Raw genomic sequence first — 15,199 nt, 5'->3', positions numbered from 1 at the left:
CTGACGCAATCGTCAACCCCGCGCGAACGCGTCAGATCCGGTCGAGACTCCACAGCCGGAAGACCCCGGTGCCGTCCGAGAGGTACTGTCCGCCACCCACGGCCTCGCTGCTCAGTACGTAATCCTTGCGCTGCCACAGCGGAACGAGCGGAACATCGCGGGCGACGTCGTCCTGGACCACCCGGAAGTCACCCTCGGTACGGCCGCGGTCCGCGTACTGCCGACTGTCCTGAATCCGCCGGTCCACGTCCTTGCTGCTGTAGCCGTTCTTCATGCTGCCGCCGGTGCCGACCAGCGGCGCGGTGAAGTTGTCCGGGTCGGGGAAGTCGGCGACCCAGCCGACGGCGTACGCGTCCAGCTCACCGTCCGCGTACCGCTTCTGGAAGTCGGTCCACTCGTAGCCCTTGAGCGTCACCTGGAACAGTCCGCCCCGCTCCAGCTGCCGTTTGAGCTCGGCGGCTTCCGCGCCGGCCGCGTCCCTGCCCTTCGCGTAGCCGTAGGTGAAGCGCACGGGTGTCTTCACCCCGGCGGCGGCGAGCAGCGTCTTCGCCCGCGCGGGATCGGGTTTCGGGTAGGCGTCGAAGAAGGAGGCCGTGTGCCCGGTGATGCCCGCGGGGATCAGCGAGTAGAGCGGATCCACGGTGCCCTGGTACGTCGTGGTGGCCAGCTCGTCGCGGTCGACCAGCAGGGCCAGCGCCTGCCGTACCCGGCGGTCGTGGAGCGGTGATCCGGCCCTCACATTGAGGTACAGATTGCGGGTCTCGGCGCCGGCCGCCTCCGTGACGCGATGGCCGGGATCGCTCGGCGAAAGACCCGCAAGCACCTTCGGCGGCAGCGTGCGCGCGACGACGTCCACCTTCTTGGCCTTCCAGGCGGCGTCGAGTTTCCCGGGGGTCGCGTAGTAGCGCACGACGGCGGATTCACCCTTGGTCTGCGCCGCCCCCCGATAGCGTGAGTTCGGCGTCAGAACGGCCCGCTGATCCTTCGTGTACGTCTTCAGTGTGTACGGTCCCGAGCCGTCGACCCCGTTGCCGGTACGCAGCGAGTGCCCGGAGTAGCGGGTGCGGTCGACGATCGAACCGGCGCCGGTGGCGACCTTGAACGGGAACGTGGCGTCCGGCGACGACAGATGGAAGGTGACGGTGAGCCCTTCCGCGTCCACCGACCCCAGCGTGTCGAACAACGGGGCCGGTCCCACGGCCGAGTCGATGGACCTGACCCGGTCGAAGGAGAACTTCACGTCCTCGGCGGTCATCCTGTGCCCGCTGGGAAACGTGATGCCGTCCTTCAGCGTGCACCGGTACGTGGTCAGGCCCGTACCCACGAATCCGCAGCTCCTGGCGGCGTCGGGCACGGGGTCCGCGCCGCCCGGCGCGAAGGTCAACAGCGACTGGAATACGTTGCTGAACAGGTCCCAGGATCCGGCGTCGTAGGCGCCCGCCGGATCGAGGGCCGTCACCGCGTCCGTCGTACCGACGGTGATGGCCCCGCCGCCGCCCGTCGGCAGCAGCTGCCATCCGCCCACACCCACGGCGACCAGCACCAGAACCACCGCGAGAATCCGTATGCGAACCGATCGCATCGGCGCCCCTCCTGGAGCCACTGTCCTGTGGCTCGATCCCGCCACTCCCCCAGTGGCTCCTCATGCCACTCCCTGGTGGCGCGAGGCACTCAACCACAGGGGTTTCGGGCGGCGGAAGGCTTATGGGGAGTGTTGGGAGAAAGCTGACCAAGCGATGGTTTCCGGCCGCTTTCACAGCTCGCTCCCGGGCGGGACGTGTGCGCCTCAGGCCTGCCTGGAAGCCAGCTCCACGACGGTGATGTCCGACGGCGCGCCCACTCGCGTGGGCGGCCCCCAGGCACCGGCGCCCCGCGACACGTACAACTGCGTGTCCCCGTACCGCTCCAGGCCTGCGAGGGTCGGATTGACCTGATCCGCTATGAGGCTGCCGGGCCACAGCTGGCCGCCGTGCGTGTGCCCCGAGAGCTGAAGATCCACGCCATGGTCGACGGCGTCATGGATCTGCACCGGCTGGTGTGCCAGCAACACACATGCCCGCGACCGGTCCCGGTCCCCGAGCGCCTTGACGAAGTCGGGTCCCTGCCCCTCGTCCTCACCGGCCACGTCGTTGACTCCGGCGAGATCGAAATCGGCCAGTTCCGTACGGGCGTTCTCCAGCGGGCGCAGCCCCAACTCCCGCACGCGCGCGACCCACTCCTCGGCCCCGGAGAAGTACTCGTGATTGCCCGTGACGAAGAACGAACCGTGCCGTGCCTTCAGCTGGGCGAGGGGCGCGGCCGCCGGCCCGAGATCCTTCACACTGCCGTCGACGAGGTCTCCCACGACCGCGATGAGGTCGGGCTGCGTCGAGTTGATCGTGTCGACCACCTTCTGCGCGAACCCACGCCCCAGTACGGGCCCGAGGTGCACATCGCTGACAACGGCGATCCGGTATCCGTGAGCCGACCTGGGGAGTTTGGCGAGGGGCACGGTCACCCGCTTCACCTTGGGCCCGCGCAGGACGCCGTACGTCCCGTATCCGACAGTCCCCACGGCCGCGGCGGCAGCGGCGCCGCCGACCACGCGCGAGACGAAGAGGCGGCGCGAGGGACCGGTGGCCGGGGTGGCCGCGGGCTCCGGCTTCTCGTCGCGCTCGGGCTTCGCCTCGGCCCCGGCCTTGGTTTCGGACCCGGCTGCGGCGTCGATTTCGGCTTCGGCTTCGGCTTCAGAGGAGGGCTCGGAGGAGGGCTCGGCTCGGGAAGGGGACTGGGCCTCCAGGTCGGGAACTCGCGCGCGGACGGGTGCGCCCTCGCGTACGCCCACCGGCTCGACCGTGGGCGTCGCACGCCGTTCCAGCACCCGCCGGAGCAACGGCCGTACGACCTCCCCCACCAGCAGCGCCAGCAGGAGATAGAGCGAGAAGGCCATCCACAGGAACCCCGGCCAGGCCAGCACCTGCTGCAGCCAGAACGGTGCCCCGCCGCGCTCGGACGCGATCGCCGCGAACATGAGCAGCGGACCGCCGACGATCAGGGCCGTGCCCACCCGACGGGCCGTTCCCGGCCGCGCCGTCGTGTCACGCACCATCCGACGCCACACGTACCAGTGCAGACCGCCGAACACGGCCAGGACCAGGACCAGGAACACGATGATCACGCGGAGACTCCCCGTTATGACGTGTGACGCAAGGCTCGAACACCGCGCAACCCGATGCCCCCGACGACCGTCCCCAAGACAAAGGAGACAACGGCGAGCGTCAGGTGCACCCAGAAGTACCCGGTCGGATCGCCCGCGTCGTCGAACGCGAGCCCACTCCCGTCCTTCCACAGGTTCTTGACGAAAGTGATCCAGATGACCCAGCTCCACACTCCGAAGGCGAGCAGGAACCAGGAGACGGGACGGCTGAGCTTCATGGGTTCAGTATCGCCGCCGTCAAACGGCACCGGCGCCCGGGGTGGGGAGGGCCACAGCGGTAAGGACCGCAACGGTACGAGCCACGGTGAGGAGGGCCGCGCGACTTCCCGCCCCTCGCCATGTACGTTCTCGACCGTGCCCGCCATGAAAAAGACCGCCAAGTCCTCCTTGCTGGTCACCTCCGCCACCCTGTTGTCGTTCTCGCTCGCGCTCACCGCGACCGCCACCGCGCCGGCCCTCGCGGACGACAAACCCTCTTCGACACCGTCGGCGACTCCGTCGACGTCGACCTCGCCGTCGGGCAAATCGTCGACCAGCCCGTCGGCCACGCCCCCGGCGAACATGTCGACCGTGGGCGGCGCCCAGCTCGGCCGGTCCGGCACCCAGGCGAATCTGGGCACTGGCGCCCCGGTCCTCCCGAAGGACCTGAGCGCCCGTTCCTGGATCGTCGCGGACGCCGAGTCGGGCGATGTCCTCGCCTCGCACAACGCGCACTGGCGGCTGCCTCCGGCGAGCACGCTGAAGATGCTGTTCGCGGACACCCTGCTGCCGAAGTTCCCGAAGACGGAGAAGCACAAGGTCGTGCCGTCCGACCTGGCGGGCATCGGCTCGGGCTCCAGCATGGTGGGCATAAAGGAGGACGAGACGTACACGGTCCACGACCTGTGGCTCGGCGTCTTCCTTCGCTCCGGCAACGACGCGGTCCACGTCCTGTCCGCGATGAACAAGGGTGTCGACCAGACCGTCAAGGACATGAACGCGCACGCGGAGGAGCTCCAGGCCCTCGACACGACCGTGGTCAGCCCGGACGGGTACGACGAGAAGGGGCAGGTGTCGTCGGCGTACGACCTGACCCTTTTCGCCCGCTCCGGCCTGCAGAAGAAGGACTTCCGGGAGTACTGCTCGACGGTCCGCGCGAAGTTCCCCGGCGAGACCAAGAAGAACAAGAAGGGCAAGACGACCCGCGAGTCCTTCGAGATCCAGAACACCAACCGGCTGCTCACCGGTAACTACGGCCTCGACCCCTACAAGGGCATCGCAGGTGTGAAGAACGGCAACACCACGAACGCCGGTTCGACCTTCACGGGTGTCGCCGAGCGCGACGGCAAGGTGCTGCTCGTCACGGTCATGAACCCCGAGAAGGAGGAGCACGACCAGGTCTACAAGGAGACCGCGAAGCTCCTCGACTGGGGTTTCCAGGCGTCCGGCAAGGTCGACCCGGTGGGCGAGCTGGTGCCGCCGAAGAGCGCGGACACGGGCGCGCAGCCGGGCGCGAACGCCTCCGGCGAGGCGGGCGGTTCGGGCGACGGCAAGGCCTCCTCGAAGCCCGTCGCCGCCTCTGCCGAGACGGAGAGTTCGGGCGGTGTCGGCACCGCGCTGGCGATCACGGGCGGCGTCCTCGTGCTCCTGGCGGCCGGAGTCTTCGTGATCAACCGCCGCTGGCCGCTGCCCGACCTGATGCGCCGCCGCCGCTGACCCCGGCGGACTTGCCGATGCCGGCGGATTTACCGACACCGGTGGATCCGCCGGAGTCGGTGACCGCGCCGGACCCGGTGGACCCGCCTGACCCGGCCGGTCCGCCCTCCGGGGTGGACTCGTCGGGCTCGGCCGGCTCCTCGGACCCGGCCGGCTCCTCGTGCTCCGTCGCTGTCCAGGCGGCGCAGTACAACAGCAGCTTCGAGGTGAAGTTGATCCACAGGAGCAGTGCGATGGGCACCCCGAACGCCCCGTACATGCTCTTCGACGCGACGCCCTGCATATAGCCGCTGAGCAGCAGTTTCAGCAGCTCGAACCCGGCCGCCCCGATGAGCGCGGCGACGACGAGGCGGCGCCGCGCGGGCTGGACGCCGGGCAGCAGCGTCAGGACGTACAGAAGCAGCAGGAAGTCGGCGAGGACGGCCACGGCGAACGCCGCGGTCTGCAGCAGCACCCCGCCCCAGCCGTCCTCGTCAATGCCGAACAGCCGGGCCGTCCAGCCCACCGCGCTCGACGCGACGGTGGAGGCGGCGAGCGTGACGAGCACGGCGCCGCCGAGGCCGAGGAGTACGCCGCCGTCCTTGAGCTTGCTCAGGAAGGGGTTCTCCTCCTCGTCCGGCAGCTCCCAGACCGCGCGCAGGCACTCGCGCATCGAACCGACCCAGCCGATGCCGGTGAACAGCAGCAGCGCGCCCGCGATGAGTCCGACCGTGCCGGCGTTGTCGACGAGGCTTCCGATGTCGAGCTGGTCGGAGATGCCCGGCACCTGCTCGGCGATCTTCTCCTGCAGCTTCTCCTGCCCGTCCTTGTCGAGCGTCGCGGCGGCGATCGCGGCGGCGACGGTGATCAGCGGGAACAGCGCGACAAAGCTGATGAAGGTCATCGCGGCGGCGAGCCGCGTCCACTTCACCCGGTCCAGCCGTTCGTACGAGCGCCACGCGTGCGTGGCCATCAGACGTGTGACCAACGGGCCCACGCCGGGGAGCTTTTTCAGCCAGTCCATGATCCGACTCTGCCCTCGCCTCGGAAAACCAATGTCCGGGTACCCCAAAACCGCAGGACAGTGGCGAGCGCCATGCCGATTCCCGAACCCGACACCGTGTCCGCGCGCGGGGAGGTGAAACCGAGGCCGTAGTGGCTGATGAGGATGCACAGCAGTTGGACGAGGGCACCCGCGATGTTCACCGCGAAGAAGACCGCGTACCGGCGCAGGCCTCCCGTCGTCGTGTGGCGGTAGGTGCCGAGCGCGTTGCCCGCGTACGCGACCGAGCAGCCCGCCACGAACGACAGGGCCTTGGCGGTGAGCGGGTCCAGTCCGACGGGGCCGCGCAGCCAGACGAAGAGGGCGAGGTCGGCGGCGTACGCGAGAAGCCCGACGGCGGCGAAGCCGAGCAGCTCCTGGGCTCCGGGGCGTCCGGCCCGCGACCTCGACATGGACTGGGGCTGGGGCTGGGGCTGGGGCTGGGGCTGGGGCTGGGGCTGGGGCTGGGGCCCGGGGGCCTTCAGCCGCTGTGCGTGGCTCACCAGTTGGCCACCGCCAGGCCGTACATCGCGAGCCACACCACGCCGATGAGGGCGAGCGCGCGGTCGCGCAGGACGACGTCCTCGGGTTCGCCGGCGGTGCCGCGGTCGGCGAACACCGCGTATCTCAGGACCGCGAGGATGAAGGCGACCATCGACAGCTGCCGCCAGGGCAGGACGCTGGTGTGGGGTACGCCGCCCTCCTCCAGGGCCCACAGGCAGTAGCCGAGGACGGCGACCGAGGCCGCGAGCTGCCAGACGAAACGCAGGTAGCCGGTGGTGTATTCGGTGAGCAACGCGCGCGTGGCGCCCGCTCTCCCTGCCATCTGCACGGCTTCGGAGTAGCGCTTCGCGGAGACCATGAACAGCGCGCCGAAGCCGGTCGTGATCAGGAACCAGCGCGACAGCGGAATGCCGAGCGCCAGCCCTCCGATCATGGCCCGCATCAGGAACCCGGTGGTCACCACGACGAGGTCGACCACGAGGACGTGCTTGAGGCTGATGCAGTACGCGAACTGCATGCCCAGGTAGGCGGTCAGCAGGGCCGAGGTGAGCGGGGAGCACAGGAACGCGGCCGCCGTCGGAGCGATTACAGCGAGCGCGATCCCTACGGAGTAGGCGACCGGTACGGGCACCTGTCCGGCGGCGACCGGCCGGCGGCGCTTGACCGGGTGGGCGCGGTCGGCGTCGGCGTCCCGGGCGTCGTTGACCAGATAGACGCCGGCGGCGCAGGCCGTGAACAGCACGAAGACGAGGGCGATCTGGGTGAGCGCGTGGCGCGAGAAGAGTTCCCCGGCCGCGGCCGGGGCGGCGACCACGAGGACGTTTTTGACCCACTGTTTCGGACGGGCGGTCCTGATCAGCCCTCTTAGGAGGCCACTTTTCTCCCGGGCGGGCTGTTTCTCGTGCTTCTTGTGAGTGCTTTCCAGAACGGCCGTGTCAGCCATGGTCCCGGCCTCCGGTCATCCAGCGGGCCCCGAGCCGGGCCGTCACCGCGCCCAGTGCCGCGCCCGCGGCCACGTCGGAGGGGTAGTGGACGCCGACGACCAGCCGGGAGAGGCACATCGCGGCGGCCAGCGGGGGCACCACGCGCGCGCCGAGCGCTCCGAAGGCCACGGCGGCGGCCGTCGCGGAGGTGGCGTGCGAGCTGGGGAAGGAGTGCCGGCCCGCGGTGCGGACCAGGGGTTCGACGTGTCCTGGGCGTGGGCGGCGTACGAGCCGTTTCACGCCCATGCTGGCCAGGTGCGCACCCGCGGTCAGGGCCGTGCCGCGCAGCCAGGCACCGCGCCGCTCCCGGTCGACGGCCGCTCCGGCGAGGCCCGCCGCGAGCCACAGCGCGCCGTGCTCGCCGGCCAGGGACAGGGCCCGCGCGGCGGCGGCGACGCCCGGAGCGGCACCGCGGGCGTGGAGGGCCGTAAGGATCCGGTGGTCCAGGTCGGGGACGTCGTCGTGGTGGTCCATGTGGACTCACTGTTCACGTCAACACGGCAGGAACTCCGGCAATATTGAGCGACATCCCATTAATCACCCATTTCGGGGAGAGAGGTGATGTTAGAGAACTACAGGTCACTTTCGGGCGATACGGTCGCGTGCATGCCTGCCGACACGGTTTCCGTCACGGGGTGGGGCCGCACCGCCCCCACCACCGCCCGTCTGATCCGCCCTGGTTCGTACGAGGAGGCCGCGGCGGCCGTCCGGGAGTGCGGGGCCCGCGGGGGCATCCCACGGGGCCTGGGACGGGCGTACGGGGACGCGGCGCAGAACGCGGGCGGGGCCGTGTTCGACATGACGGGCCTGGACCGCGTCCACGCGATCGACGCCGACGGCGGGACCGTGCTGTGCGACGCGGGCGTCTCCTTGCACCGCCTCATGGAAGTCCTGTTGCCACTGGGCTGGTTCGTGCCCGTGTCGCCCGGGACGCGCTATGTGACGGTCGGCGGGGCGATCGGCGCGGACATCCACGGCAAGAACCACCATGTGTCCGGCTCGTTCGCCCGCCATGTGCTCTCCTTCGAACTGCTGACCGCGGACGGCGAGATCCGTACGGTGAGCCGCGGCACGCCCCTCTTCGACGCGACGGCGGGCGGTATGGGCCTGACCGGTGTGATCCTCACGGCCACCGTCCGGCTGCAGCCCGTCGCGACCTCGTTGATGTCGGTCGACACGGAACGCGCCACGGACCTGGACGACTTGATGGCCCGCCTCACCGCGACCGACCACCACTACCGCTACTCGGTCGCCTGGATCGATCTGCTGGCCCGCGGCGCGTCGATGGGACGCTCGGTGCTCACCCGGGGCGACCACGCTCCCCTGGAGGCGCTGGCGGACCGCACACGCGCGCGTAGAGCCCCTTTGGAGTTCCGTCCCGGCCGTCTTCCCGCCGCCCCCGCCTGGATGCCCGAGGGGCTGCTCGGCCGGACGACGGTCGGCCTCTTCAACGAGCTCTGGTACCGCAGGGCGCCCCGCGCGCGCAGGGGTGAACTACAGCGGATCTCCACCTTCTTCCACCCGCTCGACGGCGTGCCGCACTGGAACCGCGTCTACGGGCGCGGCGGTTTCGTGCAGTACCAGTTCGTCGTCGGATACGGCCAGGAGGACGCCCTGCGCCGGATCGTGCACCGCATCTCGCAGCGCCGCTGCCCCTCCTTCCTCGCCGTCCTGAAGCGCTTCGGGGAGGGCGATCCGGGCTGGCTGTCCTTCCCGATGCCCGGCTGGACCCTCGCCCTGGACATCCCCGCGAACCTGCCGGGGCTCGGCGGCTTCCTGGACGAGCTGGACGAGGAAGTCACCGCGGCCGCCGGGCGTGTCTATCTCGCCAAGGACTCCCGGCTGCGGCCCGAACTGCTCTCGGCGATGTACCCGCGGCTGGGCGATTTCCGGGCGCTGCGCGAGGAGTTGGACCCGCGTTCCGTCTTCACCTCGGACCTGTCCCGCCGCCTCGGCCTCTGAGGCGAGCCGCTCGGTGAGTTCGGTTTTCCCACTCTCTCTGATCTCTCTCTACAGGAGTTCGGTTTCATGAAGGACGCCTTCGGTGCCCCCCAGTCCATGCTCATTCTCGGCGGCACGTCCGAGATCGCGCTGGCCACCGCGCGGCGGCTGATCGCCCGCCGTACCCGCACGGTGTGGCTCGCCGGCCGCCCCTCGCCCGCACTGGAGACGGCCGCCGCCGACCTGCGCGTCCTCGGCGCGGACGTCCGTACGGTCGCCTTCGACGCGCTCGACCCCGACGCCCACGAGACCGCGCTCGGCAAGGTCTTCGCCGAGGGCGACATCGACCTCGTACTGCTCGCGTTCGGTGTCCTGGGCGACCAGTCGCGCGACGAGAACGAGCCCGGCTCGGCGGTCCGGGTCGCGCAGACCAACTACACGGGCGCGGTGTCGTCGGGCCTGGTGTGCGCGCGGGCCCTCCAGACGCAGGGACACGGCTCTCTGGTCGTGCTCTCCTCGGTGGCCGGCGAGCGCGCCCGCCGCGCCAACTTCATCTACGGCTCCAGCAAGGCGGGCCTAGACGCCTTCGCCCAGGGCCTGGGCGACGCCCTGCACGGCACGGGCGTCCACGTGATGGTCGTACGCCCCGGCTTCGTCCGCACCAGGATGACGACGGGCCTGCCGGAGGCCCCCCTCGCGACGACCCCCGAGGCGGTCGCCACAGCCATCGAGACGGGCCTGCGCCGACGCTCCGAGACGGTGTGGGTACCCGGGGCACTACGGGTGGTCATGTCGGCACTGAGGCACGTACCACGAACGGTGTTCCGCCGCCTGCCGATCTAGGGGGCGACGCCCCCTAGGGGCGCGGGGAACTGCGCGACAAGCCCCCACGGCCCGCACTACGAGTACTGCCCCCGCTCCCCCGCGGAGCGCTACCTCTTGAGCGACACGATCACGGACTTGCTCATCGGATTGCCACTCTGGTTGACCTGGACGTGCCCCACCCCAAGAACCCGACCGGTGCCCGGCACAACCTCCACGGCCGACAGCCACAACGACTGCCGGGACCCCGCCCGCACCCCACCCTCACTGGGCAACCGCGGCCGCGTGATCTTCGTACAGGCACCATCCGTGCCGACGTACCGGTTGCCGTCCAGGAAGAGCCCGCGCGTGCCGTCGACCGCCATGGGGACGCGCCCGGCGCAGTCCCCGGCGGCGTCGGGCGTCTTGGCCCAGTCGGAGCCGTCCCAGCGCAGCCGTACGGCCTCCTCCTGGGGTTCGTCCTCGACCTCGCCGTGGTTGAAGCTGTGCATGCCGTACGCGCGGACGTCGTCGGCCGCGAGCGCGAGGACGTCGTCGATCGAGGCGCCCGGCTCGGGCGGCACCGGCTCGGGGAAGCGGTAGGCGGGGGTCTCCGTCAGCTGCCAGGAGGAGCCGTCCCAGTGCACGGCCGCGGGCTGGGTGAACTCTCCGCCGTCACTGCCGTCACCCGTGTCACGGTGGCCGACCGCCCACAGGTCGTCGGCCGCGACGCCGTCGAGCGAGACGACGGTGGCGGGCAGGGTCGAGGTGCTCCACCGGGTGCCGTCCCAGTGGTGGATCTGCGAGTCGCCGCTCAGGGCCCAGACGTCGTCGGCCGCGAAGGCCTTCATGTCGACGAGCCGTCCGCCGCCCGGCAGCTCCGGGAGCGCGGTCCAGCGCGTGCCGTCCCAGCGGACCGTCCGTGGCCCTGCCAGGGTCGGCAGTGAGGCCGTCAGCAGGAACCCGTCCGGGCCCAGGGAGTCGAAACGGGCCTCGTGGACGGCGGAGCCAAGCGCGGCGGGCATCGGCTGCCGCTGCCAGCGCGTGCCGTCGTAGCGGAGCAGATACCCGTCGTCACGCGACGGATTCGCGCTGTTCGTGACGGCGCCCGCGACCCAGATGTCGTCGTCGGCCGTCGCGATCACGTCCGACAGCTTGCTCTCGTCGTCGAGGATCTCGTCGTACGTCCAACTCGGCCCGGACGTCCCACCGGCGGCCGAGGTGGACGACGAGGGTGCTGCCTTCGACTTGCCGTCGTCGCCGTCTGCCTCCGTACCGCATCCGGTCAGCGCGAGGCCGAGCACAGTGAGCCCCGTCACGATCCTGCGCATGATCCCCCTGGTCGTCCGATGCCCCGCCCGCCCCATCCGTGGGCTGTCCGCTCGGCGAGTCGTCCGCTCAGCGAGCCGGGAGCGGGCCCCGCTCCGCGCGGGCGGCCTGCGGCGGTACGACCGCGCCTCCGAAGGCGTAGTCACGCAGCCTGCGCCACACGCCGTCGGCCCCCTGCTCGTAGAGCGCGAAGCCGGTGCACGGCCAGTCGGCCGCGTACTCCGCAAGCTCCTCGAACGCCCGGTCCATCGCCTCGTCGTCGATGCCGTGCGCCACCGTCACATGCGGGTGGTACGGGAACTGCAGCTCGCGCGCCACGGGCCCGGACGCGTCCCTGACCTGCTTCTGCAGCCAGGTGCAGGCCTCGGCCCCCTCGACGACCTGCACGAACACGACGGGCGACAGCGGACGGAAGGTTCCGGTGCCCGACAGGCGCATCAGGAAGGGCCGGCCGGCGGCCGCGACCTCGACGAGATGCGCCTCGATCGCGGGCAGCGCCGAGTCGTCGACCTCGGTCGGCGGCAGCAGTGTGACGTGCGTGGGGATGCCGGAAGCCGCGGGGTCGCCGAAGCCCGCGCGCCGCTCCTGGAGCAGGCTGCCGTGTGGCTCCGGGACCGCGATCGACACACCGATCGTTACGGTCCCCACGTCGTCTCCTGTCGTTGTGTTGATGTTCCGTCGTGTTTATGCACTTCTCAGGCAGGGGTTGCTGCCGGTTCGGCTATCGACTGTACGGCCGTACGGCCCCGTTCCGGTTGTCGTACCGGTGTTGTCCTGGTCTCGTACTGGCTGTTGTCCCGGTTGTTGTCGTCCCGGCAGTCAGTGTTTCGCCGGCAGGAAACCCACTCTGTCGTACGTCTGGGAGAGGGTCTCCGCGGCGACGGCGCGGGCCTTCTCGGCCCCCTTGGCCAGGATCGAGTCGAGCGTCTCCGGGTCGTCCAGATACTGCTGCGTACGCTCCCGGAACGGAGTCACGAAGTCGACCATGGCCTCGGCGAGGTCGGTCTTCAGCGCACCGTAGCCCTTGCCGACGTACTTCTGCTCCAGTTCCGCGATACCGGTCCCGGTGAGGGTGGAGTAGATGGTCAGCAGGTTGCTGACGCCGGGCTTGTTCTCGACGTCGTACCTGATCACCGTGTCCGTGTCGGTGACCGCGCTCTTGACCTTCTTGGCGGTGACCTTCGGCTCGTCGAGAAGGTTGATCAGGCCCTTCGGAGTCGACGCCGACTTGCTCATCTTGATCGCCGGGTCCTGGAGATCGAAGATCTTCGCCGTCTCCTTGAGGATGTACGGCTTCGGGACGGTGAACGTCTGACCGAAGCGGCCGTTGAAGCGCTCGGCGAGGTCGCGCGTCAGCTCGATGTGCTGGCGCTGGTCCTCACCCACCGGGACCTCGTTGGCCTGGTACAGCAGGATGTCCGCGACCTGCAGGATCGGGTACGTGAAGAGGCCCACCGAGGCGCGGTCGGCGCCCTGCTTGGCGGACTTGTCCTTGAACTGGGTCATGCGGGACGCCTCGCCGAAGCCGGTGAGGCAGTTCATGACCCAGGCGAGCTGTGCGTGCTCGGGGACATGGCTCTGGACGAAGAGCGTGCAGCGCTCCGGGTCGAGACCGGCGGCCAGCAGCTGGGCCGCGGCCAGCCGGGTGTTGGCGCGGAGGTCCGCGGGGTCCTGCGGAATGGTGATCGCGTGCAGGTCGACGACCATGTAGAACGCGTCGTGGGACTCCTGCAGGGCCACCCACTGACGGACGGCGCCGAGGTAATTGCCGAGGTGGAACGAGCCGGCGGTGGGCTGGATTCCAGAAAGCACGCGAGGACGGTCTGAAGCCATACTCACCATTCTCTCAGGTGTCAGGGGCCGTTCCGGAACTGGTCGGAAACAGATGTGCCACGGGTGGGAACCGATCTGCCTCCGGCGGTGTAACAAGAGCGTGAGGACGCGGGAGGGGGGCCGCATCGTCGATGAGGCCGCGGTGATCGCACGCGTGCGCGCCGGAGAGCCGGAGGCGTATGCGGAGCTGGTGCGTGCCCATACGGGCATCGCGCTCAGGGCGGCCGCGGCACTGGGGGCGGGTGCGGACGCGGAGGACGTGGTGCAGCAGGCCTTCTTCAAGGCCTACTGCACCTTGGGGCGCTTCCGGGACGGCGCGGCGTTCAAGCCGTGGCTGCTCTCGATCGTCGCCAATGAGACGAGGAACACAGTGCGGACGGCGGTGCGCCAGCGGACGCTGGCCGGCCGTGAGGCCGCCCTCGTGGAGGCCGAGCCGCTGATACCGGAATCGACGGATCCGGCGGCCGCGGCCCTGGAGGTCGAGCGTCGGACGGCCCTGCTGACCGCCCTGGAAGGACTGGGCGAGGACCACCGCCTGGTCGTCACCTACCGCTATCTGCTGGAGATGGACGAGTCGGAGACCGCCCAGGCCCTGGGCTGGCCGCGGGGGACGGTGAAATCCCGGCTCAACCGCGCCCTGCGGAAGCTCGGCAGACTGCTGCCGGAGTTCGAACCGCGGGAGGGGCGGGAGGGTTCGGGCGATTCGGAGGATGGCACTGATTCGGCTGATGCGGCGGGCCTGGGCGGCCTAAGGGGTCGGAGGACGCGGGGAGGAGGTGATGAGCGTGGGTGACTCTCATGAGCCGGATGAGTCGCATGAGTCGCATGAGGCGGGGGGCACGGGGGCCTCCGGTGACCGGGGACCTGGTGAGGGCCAGTACGGGGGCCAGTCCGGGGGCGGCGGCGGGGACGGGCATGGGCGCAGGCCGGGGCAAGGTGATGGGCACGGGCAGGGTGTCTCCCGGTTGCCCGAGGAGCTGCGGGCGCTCGGGCGGTCGCTGGACCGGCCCGGGGCGGTGGGCGGTGAGTCGATGGTCGAGCGGGTGCTGGAGCGGATACTCGCCGAACATGTGCCGGTCCCTGTCGCTGAGCCACCGGGCCTCTCGGAACGGGTGAGGGCGATGCGCCGATGGGCCCGGGCGCGTCGGCGCGCGCTGGCCGCGGGGCTGTGCGGTCTGCTGACAGTCCTCGTGCTCACGCCTCCGGTGCGCGCCGCGGTCGTCGAGTGGTTCGACTTCGGCGGGGTGGAGGTGCGGTACGACCCGTCGGCGACGCCTTCGCCGGGGGCCGGGGTGCCCGGCTGCGGCGGCCCGTCGCTCAGCCTTGCCGAGGCCGAACGGCAGGCGGGCTTCGCGCCCCTCGCGCCCCCTGCCCTGGGAACCCCGGAGGCGGTGACGGTGACCCGCGAGCCGAAGGGGCGGTTCCTGATCACCTTGTGCTGGCGCGAGCAGGGGCGGACGGTCCGGCTGGACGAGTATCCGGCGGTGCTGAGTCCCGGCTTCGCCAAGTTCGTGCGGGAGCAACCGGAGTATGTGCCGCTGGGCGAGGACACGGACTCCGTCGGGCGTATGGCGCTGTGGTTTTCCGACCCGCACCTCCTGCGCCTCTGGCTGATGGACGGGGACGGCGAGTTCACCCGCTCCGAGCGGACCGCGGGACCGACGCTGCTGTGGATGCACGGGGGCAACACGACGCTCCGGCTGGAGGGTGTGGCGTCCAGGGCGCGGGCGGTGGAGATCGCGAAGTCGCTGGACTAGCGGGCCCGTTGGCCGGGCGGGACGGTTCTGGGTGGACCGGGGCGGTTCTGGGCGGACCGGGGCGGACCGGGGCAGGTCTGGGTGGCCGGGGCAGTTCTGGGTGGGCCGGGACGGAGCAGACCGAGGTGGCCTGGGCTCC

Annotated in this window: 15 protein-coding genes; 5 read left to right on the top strand and 10 right to left on the bottom strand. The window is 70.5% G+C overall.

Annotated features, from left to right (window positions below; genetic code table 11):
* Positions 1–31 precede the first annotated feature (31 nt).
* From ACFWXQ_RS30925 to ACFWXQ_RS30915, 3 genes are all read right to left on the bottom strand, one after another.
* Positions 32–1,582 (bottom strand): ABC transporter substrate-binding protein, encoded by a 1,551-nt coding sequence (locus tag ACFWXQ_RS30925; protein WP_383936761.1) that lies wholly within the window; start codon positions 1,580–1,582, stop codon positions 32–34.
* Positions 1,583–1,786: 204 nt separating this feature from the next.
* Positions 1,787–3,088, bottom strand: coding sequence for a metallophosphoesterase (locus tag ACFWXQ_RS30920; RefSeq protein ID WP_383936792.1), 1,302 nt, complete (start codon positions 3,086–3,088; stop codon positions 1,787–1,789).
* Positions 3,089–3,171: 83 nt separating this feature from the next.
* Positions 3,172–3,414: an SCO4848 family membrane protein gene (locus ACFWXQ_RS30915; RefSeq protein ID WP_055615755.1), complete on the bottom strand. Its 243-nt coding sequence runs from the start codon at positions 3,412–3,414 to the stop codon at positions 3,172–3,174.
* A gap of 145 nt (positions 3,415–3,559) precedes the next feature.
* Here ACFWXQ_RS30915 and ACFWXQ_RS30910 point away from each other — a divergent pair, with 145 nt between their 5' ends.
* Complete coding sequence (locus ACFWXQ_RS30910) at positions 3,560–4,891, top strand: D-alanyl-D-alanine carboxypeptidase family protein (RefSeq protein WP_383936790.1); 1,332 nt, start codon at positions 3,560–3,562, stop codon at positions 4,889–4,891.
* Here ACFWXQ_RS30910 and ACFWXQ_RS30905 read toward each other — a convergent pair.
* The 4 genes from ACFWXQ_RS30905 to ACFWXQ_RS30890 form a co-directional block, all read right to left on the bottom strand.
* On the bottom strand, positions 4,845–5,894 hold the full coding sequence (locus ACFWXQ_RS30905; RefSeq protein ID WP_383936759.1) for a YihY/virulence factor BrkB family protein: 1,050 nt from the start codon (positions 5,892–5,894) through the stop codon (positions 4,845–4,847). The genes ACFWXQ_RS30910 and ACFWXQ_RS30905 overlap by 47 nt on opposite strands.
* Positions 5,882–6,325 (bottom strand): GtrA family protein, encoded by a 444-nt coding sequence (locus tag ACFWXQ_RS30900; RefSeq protein ID WP_383936788.1) that lies wholly within the window; start codon positions 6,323–6,325, stop codon positions 5,882–5,884. Before ACFWXQ_RS30900 ends, ACFWXQ_RS30905 begins: the two co-directional genes overlap by 13 nt.
* Before the next feature lie 86 nt (positions 6,326–6,411).
* Positions 6,412–7,359 (bottom strand): decaprenyl-phosphate phosphoribosyltransferase, encoded by a 948-nt coding sequence (locus ACFWXQ_RS30895; RefSeq protein ID WP_383936757.1) that lies wholly within the window; start codon positions 7,357–7,359, stop codon positions 6,412–6,414.
* Positions 7,352–7,873: a phosphatase PAP2 family protein gene (locus ACFWXQ_RS30890; RefSeq protein ID WP_383936755.1), complete on the bottom strand. Its 522-nt coding sequence runs from the start codon at positions 7,871–7,873 to the stop codon at positions 7,352–7,354. The genes ACFWXQ_RS30895 and ACFWXQ_RS30890 overlap by 8 nt, the downstream gene beginning before the upstream one ends.
* 132 nt (positions 7,874–8,005) lie before the next feature.
* Between ACFWXQ_RS30890 and ACFWXQ_RS30885 the strand changes: the two genes are divergently transcribed.
* Both ACFWXQ_RS30885 and ACFWXQ_RS30880 read left to right on the top strand, forming a co-directional pair.
* The gene (locus ACFWXQ_RS30885) at positions 8,006–9,361 is read left to right on the top strand and encodes an FAD-binding protein (RefSeq protein WP_383936753.1); all 1,356 of its coding nucleotides are present in this window, start codon (positions 8,006–8,008) and stop codon (positions 9,359–9,361) included.
* A 66-nt stretch (positions 9,362–9,427) separates the two neighbouring features.
* Positions 9,428–10,183 (top strand): decaprenylphospho-beta-D-erythro-pentofuranosid-2-ulose 2-reductase, encoded by a 756-nt coding sequence (locus ACFWXQ_RS30880; RefSeq protein ID WP_383936751.1) that lies wholly within the window; start codon positions 9,428–9,430, stop codon positions 10,181–10,183.
* An 89-nt stretch (positions 10,184–10,272) separates the two neighbouring features.
* On the opposite strand, the gene ACFWXQ_RS30875 is transcribed toward ACFWXQ_RS30880, so the two are convergent.
* The 3 genes from ACFWXQ_RS30875 to trpS all read right to left on the bottom strand — a co-directional run bounded on the left by ACFWXQ_RS30875 (position 10,273) and on the right by trpS (position 13,303).
* A complete protein-coding gene (locus tag ACFWXQ_RS30875) occupies positions 10,273–11,472 on the bottom strand; it encodes a hypothetical protein (protein WP_383936750.1) in 1,200 nt (399 codons plus the stop codon).
* A gap of 67 nt (positions 11,473–11,539) precedes the next feature.
* Complete coding sequence (locus ACFWXQ_RS30870; RefSeq protein WP_383936748.1) at positions 11,540–12,118, bottom strand: 2'-5' RNA ligase family protein; 579 nt, start codon at positions 12,116–12,118, stop codon at positions 11,540–11,542.
* A gap of 171 nt (positions 12,119–12,289) precedes the next feature.
* Positions 12,290–13,303, bottom strand: coding sequence for a tryptophan--tRNA ligase (gene trpS / locus ACFWXQ_RS30865; RefSeq protein WP_383936746.1), 1,014 nt, complete (start codon positions 13,301–13,303; stop codon positions 12,290–12,292).
* 100 nt (positions 13,304–13,403) lie between these two features.
* On the opposite strand from trpS, the gene ACFWXQ_RS30860 reads away from it, so the two are divergent.
* Both ACFWXQ_RS30860 and ACFWXQ_RS30855 read left to right on the top strand, forming a co-directional pair.
* A complete protein-coding gene (locus ACFWXQ_RS30860) occupies positions 13,404–14,096 on the top strand; it encodes an RNA polymerase sigma factor (protein WP_383936744.1) in 693 nt (230 codons plus the stop codon).
* A 172-nt stretch (positions 14,097–14,268) separates the two neighbouring features.
* Positions 14,269–15,060 carry a hypothetical protein gene (locus ACFWXQ_RS30855; RefSeq protein ID WP_383936742.1) on the top strand — a complete coding sequence of 264 codons (792 nt, stop codon included), beginning with the start codon at positions 14,269–14,271 and terminating at the stop codon, positions 15,058–15,060.
* Positions 15,061–15,199 lie beyond the last annotated feature (139 nt).

The organism is Streptomyces sp. NPDC058697 (assembly GCF_042715345.1).
Lineage (GTDB): Bacteria > Actinomycetota > Actinomycetes > Streptomycetales > Streptomycetaceae > Streptomyces > Streptomyces liliifuscus.
Note: the sequence above shows the minus strand (reverse complement) of the source record. Positions and strands in the feature narration are given on the sequence as shown.